Below are 12293 nucleotides of genomic sequence, written 5' to 3' on the forward strand. Positions count from 1 at the left end.
CGACGTCCGGACACCGCAGAGGGGCAGGAGGCCAGGGCGCTGCGGCCCTCGATTTCATGCTCTGATCGGGGCGGAAAGAGTACCGGCGGGAGCTACCACCGACACCCATTTTTGCCGGAACCATCCGGTACCGGTAAGCTGGAGCGGCGGTGCACCTATGCGCCGACTGTTTGCATGTCGTCGGTCAGTTTCGGCCGATTGATCCATGTAAGCAGAAACAAGCCAAACAAACCAGGTTGAGCGTAACCGGGATCGCGGAGGACATGGCGAAGAAAGACGGGGCCATCGAGGTCGAGGGTCGAGTTGTCGAGCCGCTGCCCAATGCGATGTTCCGGATCGAGCTCGAGAACGGTCACAAGGTTCTCGCGCACATCAGCGGGAAGATGCGGCAGCACTACATTCGTATCCTCCCCGAGGACCGCGTGGTCGTCGAGCTTTCCCCATACGACCTGTCGCGCGGCCGGATCGTCTACCGCTACAAGTAAATCGAATCGGGCGATCTCTGCTCGCGGAGAGCGCTTGCCGGTGGTCGATTGACTTGGTGTTTTGTGGGGGTGCAACCCCCACACCCCGCCCGGCGGGCTTCGCCCTACCGGACCCCCGCACGGGGCCCGGTAGGGCGGGATCTCGCCAGTTGAGGCGGGAGCGAAGAGCCGTCGCTCGACAGAGCGGCACAACAGACTTCCCCAGCGAAAAGCTGGGGAAAAACTGTGTTCACACCCGTGTGAACCACAACAAGATTGGACGGACGTGAAGGTTCAGCCGAGCGTCAAGAAGATCTGCGAGAAGTGCAAGGTGATCCGCCGTCACGGTCGGGTCATGGTGATCTGCGACAACCTGCGCCACAAGCAGCGCCAGGGCTGATCAAGCGGGGCTAGCGCTCCGTCGATCACCAGCCGGGCACCGATCACTGATCGGCTTGGCCAACTAAAGAAGAACTCCCAGCTCCAGCCGCACGCTGCGGTATTCCGGGTTCGCTCGGAAGGCGTGTGTGCCAACCACCGGTACGGAGGCCGGTGCCCCACCAAGACGAGGGGACGGACAGGGAGCAGACCTCCGCAACAGCTAAGGAACCTGCCACATGGCACGTCTCATGGGCGTTGATCTCCCGCGTGAAAAGCGCATGGAGATCGCGCTGACTTACATCTACGGCATCGGCCGTACCCGCTCCAAGGAGATCCTCGCGGCCACCGGCGTCAGCCCGGACCTGCGCAGCAAGGACCTCAGCGACGATCAGGTGACGCAACTGCGTGACTACATCGAGAGCTCGCCCGAGCTCAAGGTCGAAGGTGACCTGCGCCGCGAGGTGCAGGCCGACATCCGTCGCAAGATCGAGATCGGCTGCTACCAGGGTCTGCGCCACCGTCGTGGGCTGCCCGTGCGTGGTCAGCGCACCAAGACCAACGCGCGCACCCGCAAGGGCCCGAAGCGCACCGTCGCCGGCAAGAAGAAGTAGGGGATAACCGATGCCTCCGAAGTCCAGGGCCTCCGGCCCCAAGAAGACCCAGAAGTCGCGTCGCCGGGAAAAGAAGAACGTCCCGCACGGCCACGCACACATCAAGAGCACGTTCAACAACACCATCGTGTCGATCACCGACCCGGCCGGAAACGTCATCTCGTGGGCGTCCTCGGGCCACGTCGGCTTCAAGGGTTCGCGCAAGTCGACCCCGTTCGCCGCGCAGCTCGCCGCCGAGAACGCTGCCCGCAAGGCGCAGGAGAACGGCGTCAAGAAGGTCGACGTCTTCGTGAAGGGCCCGGGTTCGGGCCGCGAGACCGCGATCCGTTCGCTGCAGGCCGCGGGCTTGGAAGTCGGCACGATCTCCGACGTCACCCCCCAGCCGCACAACGGCTGCCGTCCGCCCAAGCGTCGTCGCGTCTAGCGGGAAAGGAAAGAGATAAAAAATGGCTCGTTATACAGGCCCCATCACCCGCAAGTCGCGTCGTCTGCGCGTCGACCTCGTCGGCGGCGACCAGGCGTTCGAGCGTCGTCCGTACCCGCCCGGCCAGCACGGCCGCGCGCGGATCAAGGAGAGCGAGTACCTGCTCCAGCTGCAGGAGAAGCAGAAGGCTCGCTTCTCCTACGGCGTCATGGAGAAGCAGTTCCGTCGGTACTACGAAGAGGCCAACCGCCTCAAGGGCAAGACCGGTGACAACCTGCTGCGTCTGCTCGAGTGCCGCCTGGACAACGTCGTGTACCGCGCCGGTCTGGCCCGTACCCGTCGTCAGGCTCGCCAGCTCGTCAGCCACGGCCACTTCCTGGTGAACAACCGGAGCGTCAACGTTCCGAGCTTCCAGGTGACCCAGTACGACATCATCGATGTCAAGGAGAAGTCGCTGGGCACGCTGCCGTTCCAGGTTGCGCGCGAGACCGTCGGCGACCGGCCGGTTCCCGGCTGGCTGCAGGTCATCCCGGGCCGTCTGCGGATCCTGGTGCACCAGCAGCCCGAGCGCGCCCAGATCGATGTGCCGCTCTCGGAACAGCTCATCGTCGAGTACTACTCGAAGTAAACGCTGCTACACGGTGCGTGATCTGCTGATACCGGCAGATCATGCACAACCCCTAAAACGAGGCGTCAAATAGCGGGCGCCCAAACAGGAGGATGATCCTAAATGCTGATTTCACAGCGTCCGACACTGACCGAAGAGGTCGTTGCCGAGAACCGCTCGAAGTTCACCATCGAACCGCTCGAGCCGGGTTTCGGTTACACCCTGGGCAATTCGCTGCGGCGTACCCTGCTGTCCTCGATTCCGGGGGCCGCGGTCACGAGCATTCGTATCGACGGCGTGCTGCACGAGTTCACCACCGTCCCGGGCGTTAAGGAAGATGTCACCGACATCATCCTGAACCTCAAGGGTCTGGTCGTGTCCTCGGAGGAGGACGAGCCGGTCACGATGTACGTGCGCAAGCAGGGCCCCGGCACCGTCACCGCCGGTGACATCGTGCCGCCGACCGGCGTCGTCGTGCACAACCCGGACATGCACATCGCCACCCTGAACGACAAGGGCAAGCTGGAGATCGAGCTCGTTGTCGAGCGCGGTCGCGGCTACGTCCCCGCCGTGCAGAACAAGGCGTCCGGTGCGGAAATCGGCCGGATCCCGGTGGACTCGATCTACTCGCCGGTGCTCAAGGTGACCTACAAGGTCGAGGCCACCCGTGTCGAACAGCGCACCGACTTCGACCGTCTGATCCTGGACGTGGAGACCAAGAACTCCATCAGCGCACGGGACGCGCTCGCCTCGGCGGGCAAGACCCTGGTCGAGCTCTTCGGCCTGGCCCGTGAGCTCAACGTCGAAGCCGAAGGCATCGAAATCGGCCCTTCGCCGGCCGAGGCGGACCACATCGCCTCGTTCGGTCTGCCGATCGAGGACCTGGACCTCACCGTCCGGTCCTACAACTGCCTCAAGCGCGAGGGTGTGCACACCGTGGGCGAGCTCGTCGCCCGCACCGAGTCGGACCTGCTGGACATCCGCAACTTCGGCCAGAAGTCCATCGACGAGGTCAAGGTCAAGCTGCACGCGCTCGGCCTCTCGCTCAAGGACAGCCCGGCGTCGTTCGATCCTTCGTCTGTAGTGGGTTACGACGCGAGCACCGGAACGTGGAGCGACAGCGGCACGTTCAGTGACACCGACGGTGGCGAGCAGGACTACGCCGAGACCGAACAGCTCTAGGCCAGACGCGGGGTAGGCACCCCGGCCCGGCCTCACACAAGGAGAACCAACAATGCCCAAGCCCAAGAAGGGTGCTCGCTTCGGCGGGTCGGCGTCGCACCAGAAGGCGATCTTCGCCAATCTGGCGACGGCGCTCTTCGAGCACGGTCGAATTTCGACCACCGAGTCCAAGGCCAAGGCACTGCGTCCCTACGCCGAGAAGCTTGTCACCAAGGCGAAGGCAGGCACCCTTGCCGACCGTCGCGAGGTGCTCAAGGTGATCCGCAACAAGGACGTCGTGCACGAGCTCTTCGCCACGATCGGCCCCTCGTTCGAGGGTCGCGAGGGCGGCTACACGCGCATCACCAAGACGCTGCCGCGTAAGGGTGACAATGCGCCGATGGCCATCATCGAGCTGGTCCGGGAGAAGACCGTGACCAACGAGGCCGACCGCGCTCGCCGTGTCGCCTCGTCCAAGAAGACCGAAGAGGCCCCGGCCGCTGAGGTTGTCGAGGACAAGGCCGACGACGCTGTTGCCGAGACCGCTGAGGTCGAGGCCCCGGCTGCCGACGAAAAGGCCACCGAAGACAAGGCCTGAGGATGCCCGACGTTCGCGTCGGAGTTTTCTGATCGAGCCCGCCGCCCGCTTTCCGCGGGTCGGCGGGTTCGTTCGTTGACCAGGAGATCGAAGTGAGCGCGGAGGACTCGATGCTGTCGGCTAGCTCGTCGTCGGACTCGGCTGAGCCGGCGCAGGTTTCGGCCCGGTTCCGCCTCGACATCAGTTACGACGGAACGGATTTCACCGGCTGGGCGCGCCAGCCCGGCCTGCGCACCGTGCAGGGCGTGCTGGAGGAGTCGCTGAGCAAGGTGTTCCGTGAAACGGTGCAGCTGACCGTCGCGGGTCGCACCGACGCCGGCGTGCACGCCGAAGGTCAAGTCGCACACTTCGATACGACCGCCGAGCTCGACCCGGCCAAGCTGGTGCACCGGCTGGCGCGCTTCCTGCCGAAGGATGTGCGGATCAAGGATGTTCGCCTCGTCCCGGCCGAATTCGACGCCCGCTTCTCGGCGATCCGCAGGCACTACGCGTACCGGCTGACCACCGCCCCCTACGGCGCCGAACCGCTGCAGGCGCGCAGCATCGTGGGCTGCCGCCACGACGTCGATATCGAGGCGATGCGCGCGGCCTCTCGAAAGCTGTTGGGCCTGCATAATTTCGCGGCCTTCTGTCGCCGCCGCGAGGGTGCGACGACCGTGCGGGAACTCCAGCGCTTCGACTGGGAACGCGACGGCGATTTGCTCACCGCGTATGTCAGCGCGGATGCCTTCTGCTGGTCCATGGTTCGCAGCCTGGTCGGTGCCGTGCTTGCGGTGGGTGAGGGACGCCGCACGCCGGACTGGGTCGGCGGGCTGCTGAACGAGACCGAGCGCTCCAGCTCGGTCACCGTGGCTCCCGCGCACGGTCTGAGCCTGATCGCCGTCGACTATCCTGCCGACGCGGATCTGGCCGCGCGCAACGCGCAGACCAGGGAAGTGCGTACCGTGCCGTCGGGCGAAAGTTGTTGCGGGGGCTGAATTCCCAGCCGACACTGCGCCCGCGCCGCATAACCGGCAGCCGGCTGCGGCGCGGGCGCCGAGTCGTTCAGTTGGACGATCCGGCTTCGATCGTCTTCTGCTGCGACGATCCGCTGGCGACCTCGATGCGGCGCGGCTTGGCCCGTTCGGCGATCGGAATGGTCACCGACAGCACGCCGTTGTTGTATGTGGCGCTGATCTTGTCGGCGTCGACGTTGTCTCCGAGGCTGATCTGGCGCATGAAATTGCCCGCGAAGCGCTCGGAGGCGATCCACTGGACGCCTTCCTCGCTGGGTGCGCTGCGCTGCGCACGCAGGGTCAGGGTGCCGTTGTCCACGCTCACATCCACCGAGCCGGGATCGACCCCGGGCAGGTCGGCGTGCAGGACGTAGTGGTCACCCGCTTTGAACAGATCCATCGGCATGAAGCGCGGGGCGCGGGAGGAACCCGCGGTCTCACCGAGCAGCTGGCGCGCGACGGTGTCCATGTCATGGAATGGATCGAACCTCAGCACAGCAATCACCTCCATTTCACCTGTGGCGACGCCTGCCACCGCGGTAGGCGCCGGTAGCTGTGCACCACCAAAGTTAGCACTCTCGACCAGAGAGTGCTAACGATTCGGGGCAGGAATTTTTGTCGATCTCCGGCCGGAATAGGAAGGGCGGCACGGTGGTTCCGCAAAGCATGACAATCGAGGGCCTCGGACGATTCGGTGTATGGCGGGCGTATAACCTCTTCAGCCCGGAAGACGCGCAGGAGCTGGAGAAATCCGGCTATGGGACGCTCTGGCTCGGCGCATCGCCGCCCGCCGACCTGTCGACCGTCGAGCCGTTGCTGGCGGCGACGGAGACGATCAAGGTGGCCACCAGCATCGTGAACATCTGGGCCGTACCCGCCAAGGAGGTCGCGGAGTCGTTCCACCGGATCGACGCGCGCTTCCCCGGACGCTTCCTGCTCGGCATCGGTGCGGGGCATCCGGAGCACACCGGTGAGTACCGCAAGCCCTACGACGCGCTGGTCGAATACCTCGACGCGCTGGACGCTTTGGACGTGCCTGCCGAGCGCCGCGCCGTGGCCGCCCTCGGCCCGCGGGTGCTGAAGCTGGCCGCGCAGCGGTCCTTGGGCGCGCTGCCCTACTTCGTGCCGTCCACGCACACCGCACAGGCCCGGGCGGAGATCGGCCCGGACGCGTTGCTCGCGACCGAGCACAAGGTCGTACTGACCGACGACCCGCAGCAGGCCCATGCCGTCGCAGAGGGGACCGTCGGGTTCTACCTGGGCCTGACGAACTACGCCTCGAACCTGCGCAGGCTCGGCTTCACCGACGAGGAACTCGCCGACCCCGGCAGCCGCGTCTTCGACGCCGTCATCGCGCACGGCAGCCCGGAGCACGTCGCCGCCGAACTCACCGCGCACCTGGACGCCGGTGGCAACCACGTTGCGTTGCAGGTGCTGAACGAGGACTACCTCGACGGCCTGCGCACGCTGGCGCCGCTGTTGAACGGCCGCGGCTGAGCAGCACAGCCGCAAACTGCTGAATCGCACCTCGCACAAGGCCGCAACCTTGTGCGAGGTGCTTTGGGTAAAAGGTCTCCACCGCGCCTGGATCGGGGGAGAGCCGTGACACTCCTAAGGGACTGTTAGGAAGGGGCTCTGGGCATTCCCTTGCCGCTGTGACAGCAGACACACTCGGTCTCGGCTGACGCGCTGATGCGTCGAAGAAGGAGATCTTGTGACTACGACAAAGCCCGTGGGCGAGCGGCGGGTCGTCGCGAACGTGCTGCGCGGATCCATCGGCAACCTCGTCGAGTGGTACGACTGGTACGTCTACGCCGCGTTCAGCATCTATTTCGCGAAAACGTTCTTCCCGTCCGGTGATCCGACCGCGCAACTGCTGTCCACCGCCGCGGTGTTCGCCGTCGGCTTCCTGATGCGCCCGCTCGGTGGCTGGCTGCTCGGCCGTTACGCCGACAAGTATGGGCGGCGTTCCGCGTTGACCCTGTCGGTGACGGTCATGGCGAGTGGCTCGCTGCTGATCGCGGTGACCCCCGGCTACCAGACGATCGGCATCGCGGCGCCGGTCCTGCTGCTGCTGGCGCGACTGCTGCAGGGCCTGTCGGTCGGCGGCGAATACGCCACCAGCGCAACGTATCTGTCCGAGGTGGCCTCGGCGGGCAAGCGCGGGTTCTACTCGAGCTTCCAGTACGTGACGCTGGTCGCCGGCCAGCTCGTCGCCTTGGGCGTGCAGATCATCCTGCAGCAATTCCTCGACAAGGCCCAGATGTACGACTGGGGCTGGCGCATCCCGTTCGTCATCGGCGCGGCCGCCGCGCTCATCGTGATGTGGCTGCGGCGCAGCATGGACGAGTCGGCGCAGTTCGAAGCGGCGGCGGCCGAGTCGGTTCCGCTGGTGAACAGCGTGGGCGACGCGGTCACCGCGTCGAGCACCGCGCCGCGCGGCTCGCTGCGGATGCTGATGCAGTACCCCCGCGAATGTCTGCTGGTGGTCGGCTTGACGCTCGGCGGCACCGTGGCTTTCTACACGTACACGACGTACATGCAGAAGTACATGAAGCTGACCGTCGGCATCCCCGAGGAGACCGTCTCCTGGATCAACTTCTTCGCCCTGCTGGCGTTCGTGGTGTTGCAGCCGTTGGCGGGCGCGTTGTCCGACCGGATCGGGCGGCGCAAGCTGCTCATCTTCTTCGGTGTCGCGGGCACGCTGCTCACCGTGCCGATCATGACGATCCTCGGGCAGACCAAGAATCCGATCGGCGCGTGGGCACTGATGATGGGCGCGCTGGTGATCGTCACCGGCTACACCTCCATCAACGCCATCGTGAAGGCAGAGCTGTTCCCGACCAAGATCCGCGCGCTCGGCGTCGGCCTGCCGTACGCGCTGACCGTCGCGATCTTCGGCGGCACCGCCGAAACGATCGCCTTGACGCTGAAGAAGGCGGGCCACGAGTCGGTCTACTTCTGGTACGTCGCGGGGTGCATCGCCATCTCGCTGCTCACCTACCTGTTCATGCGGGAGACCTCGGCCTCCTCGACCATCGAAGCCGAACAGACCGCCGCCGACGCCGGAACTGGGACCGGTGTCGGGACGGCCGAGCCGGAACGTCGGCTCACCACTGCGTGACCGACGGCCCGGCGCACGCGTCGATTCGCCCATCGTGGGAGGATCGGCGCGTGCGGCTTGCGGTGGTCGAAGATGACGACGGCGTCGGTGACGCGCTGGTCGAGGCGCTGAACGCCCGTGGTTACCGGGCGGAGCGCAAACGGCGCGGCGCGGACATTCTGATGGCGCACCGCGGTTACGACGCGATCATTCTCGATCTCGGGCTGCCCGACGGGGACGGGCTGCAGGTGCTGCGGCAGTTGCGCGAAGTGAGTCAGGTGCCGGTGCTCATCCTTACCGCGCGCAGCGACGAGCGTTCGATCGTGCGCGGGTTGCGTGGCGGCGCCGACGACTATCTGGTGAAGCCGCCACGGATCGCGGAATTGATGGCGCGACTGGAAACGGTCACCAGGCGTGCGGCCGCCGCGGCGCAACCGGCGCAGGCGGTGGTGGTCACCGGCGACGTGCGGGTGGATCTGCAGGCGCGCCTGGTCGAGGTGGCCGGTGCGCCGATCACGTTGACGCAGAAGGAATTCGAGCTGGTGCAGGCGCTGGTGGAGCGGCCGGGCGCCGCGGTGAGCCGCCAGCAGCTGATGGACCGGATCTGGGGCGACGCGTTCGTCGCGGTGTCCCGGTCGCTGGACGTGCACATGACCGGGTTGCGCGCCAAGCTGAATCGGCCGGGACTGATCACCACCATTCGCGGCTACGGGTATCGGTGGGGGCAATGACCGGGGGCAGGCCATGCGGCGCCGCCTACTCATCGCGCTGACCGTGTTCGCCGCGATCGCGGTGCTGGCGTTCGCCGTGCCGCTGTCGTTGACGGTGGCGACGAGCCGGACCCAGCAGTTGGTGCTCGCCCGCTCCGGCGACGCCGACCGGTTCGCGAATCTCGCCGCGGCCGCCTCGACCTCGGGAGATAGCCGGGCGCTGTCCGACGAGGTCGGCCGCTATCACGAGCTGTACGGCGAAAACGTGCTGGTGGTCGACGCGAAAGGGGCGACAACCGCCAACGGTGGCGCGAGCATCGACGACCCGGAGATCGCTGCCGCGGTGGCGGCGGCGCGGCGCAATCAACGCCCGCATGCGGTGGCTCAACTGACCCCGTGGGGTGCGCCGACCATGCTGGTCGCGCGCCCCGTCGGCACCGGGGTACAGGTGAGCGGCGCCGTGGTGATCCAGGCGTCCACCGCGCGGGCCCGCGCCGACATCGCCCGCACCTGGGCGTTGATCGTGCTCGGCGGGGTGATCGCGATGGCGCTGTTCACCTTGCTCGCACTGACTTTGAGCCGCTGGGTGCTGCGGCCGCTCGGTGCGCTCTCGCACGCCGTCGCCGATCTCACCGCGACACTGCCCAAGCCGCGGGCCGAGACGGTCGCGGCGAAAAGCCCGGCGTCGATCGCCACTCATCACGGCGGGCCACCCGAAATGCGTGCTGTCGCCGAGTCTTTCGACGCTATGGCACTGGCTGTCGCCGACTCGGTGGACGCGCAACGCCAGCTGGTCGCCGACACCGCGCACGCCATGCGGAACCCGCTGGCCGCGTTGACGATTCGACTCGACTCGCTGGAGCCCGCGATACCAGACAAGGCGGCGAACACCTTTCGCAGCGCCGCGGCCGAGGTCGAGCGGCTGACCGCGCTGCTCGACGGCCTGCTCACCCTCGCCGTCGCCGAAACGCCCGCCGCCTTCGACGCGGCCAGGCTCGCTGCGGACGAGAACCATTGCGACGCGGTCCAGGTGGTCGCCGACCGATTCGACGCGTGGTGCTCGGCGTACGACGCGGCGGGGCAGGAACTGCGGATCGGCCCGTCGCTCGAACACGCCGACGTTGCGGTCTCCGCCGACGCGCTCGCCCAGATTCTCGATGTGCCACTGAGCAATTCGTGCCGCTACGCGGGATCCGGTGCACGGACGATGCTCACCGTCGCGGGCGAACCCGGCTGGGTCACCCTCACCGTCCACGACGACGGTGCCGGTGTGCCCGCCGACGAGATCGACCGGCTCACCACCCGCTTCTTCCGCGGCTCGACCGCCGTCAGCGGCGGCTCCGGCCTCGGCCTGCCGATCGCCGCCGCCCTCGCGCAAGCCCGTGGCGGGACCCTAACCGTCGAAGCGGTCTACCCACACGGCCTGGCCGTCCACATCAGGCTGCCGGCGGAGCGGCCATGACGGTGCAGTGGAACTTGTTGATGCGGGCGGTATTCAGTGCGCTGTCGGCTCGGTGCCGCAGTCCGTATTCGGCGGCTTTCGGCGAGGCGCGCCTAACCGAACGCCGGAACCGGCGACCGATGCTCGGCACGGTGGGCGAGTACCGAACATCGGTGGCGCCATGGTGACGATGGGGCGGCGGGGATTTCTCGCGCTGACCGGCGTGGCTGCGGCGAGCATCGCCGGGTGTGGGCCGAGTGGGGGCGGGCCGGTCGTACGGCTGGCTTCGGGCGAGGTGGGCGGGTTCTATTACGCGTTCACGGGATTGCTCGCCGCCGCTGCGGCGCAGGAGGGTGAGGTGCGGATCGAGCGGGTCACCACGTCGGGGTCGCAGGAGAACTTGGCGATGCTGGCGGGCGGGCAGGTGGATGCCGCGCTGGCACTGTCGGATTCGGTGGGAGATACCACCGATCGGGTGCTGGCGCTCGGTCGGGTGTACGAGAACTACCTGCAGCTGGTGGTGCGGTCGGACAGTGCGATCGGCAGCGTCGCGCAGTTGCGCGGCACCCGGGTGAATCTCGGTGCCGACGGGTCCGGTGCGGCGTTGACCGGTGACCGGATCCTGCGCGTGGCCAGGCTGAATCCCGAAGTGGACGTGCAGGTTTCGCATCGGCCATTACGGGCAGCGATGGCGGAGCTGGCAGCGGGGGAAGTGGACGCGTTGCTGTGGGCCGGTGGCGTGCCGACGAGCGTGCTCGAAATCCCCGCACGCATGCGACTTGTCGACATGGGGGACCTCGCTGTGCCGATGCGCGAACGCTTCGGACCGGTGTACGACCGAGTGGAGATCCCCGCCGACGCCTACCCCGGTGGTGCCGCCGTACACACCATCGGCGTGGCGAACCTGCTGCTAGCCGCCGCGTCCATGCCCGAGGACGTCGCCGCGGCGATCGTCGAACTCCTGGTGTACCAGGCTGATTCGCTGGTGCCCACCGAAGCGGCGGGCACCCAATTCCTGGACGGTCGTTCCCTCATCGGCACCGCCCCTGTGCCACTGCATCCCGGCGCCGCCGAGGTCTATCGCCGCTGGCACGGTTAGCCTCCGGCGGCTTGCTGCAGCACCCAGCCGCACACCTTCTGCTTTCCCGCACACCGACTTGCCGCACCAACACGCGTGCGTTTTGTCGAAGAGTGTGCGGCTGTGTGCGGGGATGCCGCGGTCGCAGCCGCTGTGCAGGGCTGGCCTGTGTTTCAACGGCTCAGCGCGTGACGGTCAGGACCGGACCAGCCGAGCGATGGCGTCGGTGGCTTCTTTGATCTTGGCTTCCGCCTCCGGCCCGCCCGCCACCGCCGCGTCGACCACGCAGTGACTGATGTGATCCTCGAGCAACCCCATCGCCACCGCCTGCAGCGCCTTGGTCATCGCGGAAACTTGGGTGAGGATGTCGATGCAGTACTTCTCCTCCTCGACCATGCGCTGCAGTCCGCGCGACTGCCCTTCGATCCGGCGCAGCCGCTTGAGGTAGTCGTCCTTCGCGGTGATGTAGCCGTGCGCGGCGTGATCGTGCGCGGCGTGGTCCTGGGGGCTGGATGTCACCATGTCTCCTCGCTGGCTGCCGGTCTACGGTCGAACCGGAATTCATACCCCCCTAGGGTACAGTTTTCCGCCCGACTTGTCAGGTTAGCGCCTGTTCCACGGGGCCAGGCGGCCGAGCAGCGGCCCGATGTTCGGCACCGCCGCGAACCGGCGCGAGGCCGCCGACCACGAGCACCCCGCCCGCCATCATGGCCGAGTGCA

Annotated in this window: 15 protein-coding genes; 13 read left to right on the forward strand and 2 right to left on the reverse strand. The window is 67.0% G+C overall.

From position 1 onward, the window contains the following. Positions 1-263 precede the first annotated feature (263 nt). From infA to truA, 8 genes are all read left to right on the forward strand, one after another. On the forward strand, positions 264-485 hold the full coding sequence (gene infA / locus DMB37_RS25570; RefSeq protein ID WP_003418601.1) for a translation initiation factor IF-1: 222 nt from the start codon (positions 264-266) through the stop codon (positions 483-485). A 265-nt stretch (positions 486-750) separates the two neighbouring features. Further along, positions 751-864: a 50S ribosomal protein L36 gene (rpmJ, locus tag DMB37_RS25575; protein ID WP_011207363.1), complete on the forward strand. Its 114-nt coding sequence runs from the start codon at positions 751-753 to the stop codon at positions 862-864. 217 nt (positions 865-1081) lie between these two features. Then, complete coding sequence (gene rpsM, locus DMB37_RS25580) at positions 1082-1456, forward strand: 30S ribosomal protein S13 (RefSeq protein WP_014981767.1); 375 nt, start codon at positions 1082-1084, stop codon at positions 1454-1456. A gap of 10 nt (positions 1457-1466) precedes the next feature. Next, the gene (rpsK, locus tag DMB37_RS25585) at positions 1467-1880 is read left to right on the forward strand and encodes a 30S ribosomal protein S11 (RefSeq protein WP_040731638.1); all 414 of its coding nucleotides are present in this window, start codon (positions 1467-1469) and stop codon (positions 1878-1880) included. 22 nt (positions 1881-1902) lie between these two features. After that, on the forward strand, positions 1903-2508 hold the full coding sequence (rpsD, locus tag DMB37_RS25590) for a 30S ribosomal protein S4 (RefSeq protein ID WP_107654203.1): 606 nt from the start codon (positions 1903-1905) through the stop codon (positions 2506-2508). A gap of 102 nt (positions 2509-2610) precedes the next feature. After that, on the forward strand, positions 2611-3669 hold the full coding sequence (locus DMB37_RS25595) for a DNA-directed RNA polymerase subunit alpha (protein WP_014981770.1): 1059 nt from the start codon (positions 2611-2613) through the stop codon (positions 3667-3669). A gap of 52 nt (positions 3670-3721) precedes the next feature. Then, the gene (rplQ, locus tag DMB37_RS25600; protein ID WP_107654204.1) at positions 3722-4246 is read left to right on the forward strand and encodes a 50S ribosomal protein L17; all 525 of its coding nucleotides are present in this window, start codon (positions 3722-3724) and stop codon (positions 4244-4246) included. Positions 4247-4356: 110 nt separating this feature from the next. Further along, positions 4357-5223 (forward strand): tRNA pseudouridine(38-40) synthase TruA, encoded by an 867-nt coding sequence (gene truA, locus DMB37_RS25605; RefSeq protein ID WP_135237827.1) that lies wholly within the window; start codon positions 4357-4359, stop codon positions 5221-5223. A 67-nt stretch (positions 5224-5290) separates the two neighbouring features. On the opposite strand, the gene DMB37_RS25610 is transcribed toward truA, so the two are convergent. After that, positions 5291-5737 carry an Hsp20/alpha crystallin family protein gene (locus tag DMB37_RS25610; RefSeq protein ID WP_135234843.1) on the reverse strand — a complete coding sequence of 149 codons (447 nt, stop codon included), beginning with the start codon at positions 5735-5737 and terminating at the stop codon, positions 5291-5293. Positions 5738-5907: 170 nt separating this feature from the next. Here DMB37_RS25610 and DMB37_RS25615 point away from each other — a divergent pair, with 170 nt between their 5' ends. The 5 genes from DMB37_RS25615 to DMB37_RS25635 all read left to right on the forward strand — a co-directional run bounded on the left by DMB37_RS25615 (position 5908) and on the right by DMB37_RS25635 (position 11594). Further along, positions 5908-6738, forward strand: coding sequence for an LLM class F420-dependent oxidoreductase (locus tag DMB37_RS25615; protein WP_135234844.1), 831 nt, complete (start codon positions 5908-5910; stop codon positions 6736-6738). A gap of 217 nt (positions 6739-6955) precedes the next feature. Further along, positions 6956-8365 (forward strand): MFS transporter, encoded by a 1410-nt coding sequence (locus tag DMB37_RS25620; RefSeq protein ID WP_135234845.1) that lies wholly within the window; start codon positions 6956-6958, stop codon positions 8363-8365. Positions 8366-8415: 50 nt separating this feature from the next. Continuing rightward, complete coding sequence (locus DMB37_RS25625) at positions 8416-9075, forward strand: response regulator transcription factor (protein ID WP_135234846.1); 660 nt, start codon at positions 8416-8418, stop codon at positions 9073-9075. A gap of 13 nt (positions 9076-9088) precedes the next feature. Then, on the forward strand, positions 9089-10516 hold the full coding sequence (locus tag DMB37_RS25630; protein ID WP_135234847.1) for a HAMP domain-containing sensor histidine kinase: 1428 nt from the start codon (positions 9089-9091) through the stop codon (positions 10514-10516). A 160-nt stretch (positions 10517-10676) separates the two neighbouring features. Then, a complete protein-coding gene (locus DMB37_RS25635; protein ID WP_135234848.1) occupies positions 10677-11594 on the forward strand; it encodes a TAXI family TRAP transporter solute-binding subunit in 918 nt (305 codons plus the stop codon). Between the two features lie 174 nt (positions 11595-11768). Here DMB37_RS25635 and DMB37_RS25640 read toward each other — a convergent pair whose 3' ends face one another. Then, a complete protein-coding gene (locus tag DMB37_RS25640; RefSeq protein ID WP_135234849.1) occupies positions 11769-12095 on the reverse strand; it encodes a metal-sensitive transcriptional regulator in 327 nt (108 codons plus the stop codon). Positions 12096-12293 lie beyond the last annotated feature (198 nt).

Origin of the sequence: Nocardia sp. CS682, from assembly GCF_004634405.1 — a bacterium.
GTDB classification, from domain to species: domain Bacteria; phylum Actinomycetota; class Actinomycetes; order Mycobacteriales; family Mycobacteriaceae; genus Nocardia; species Nocardia ninae.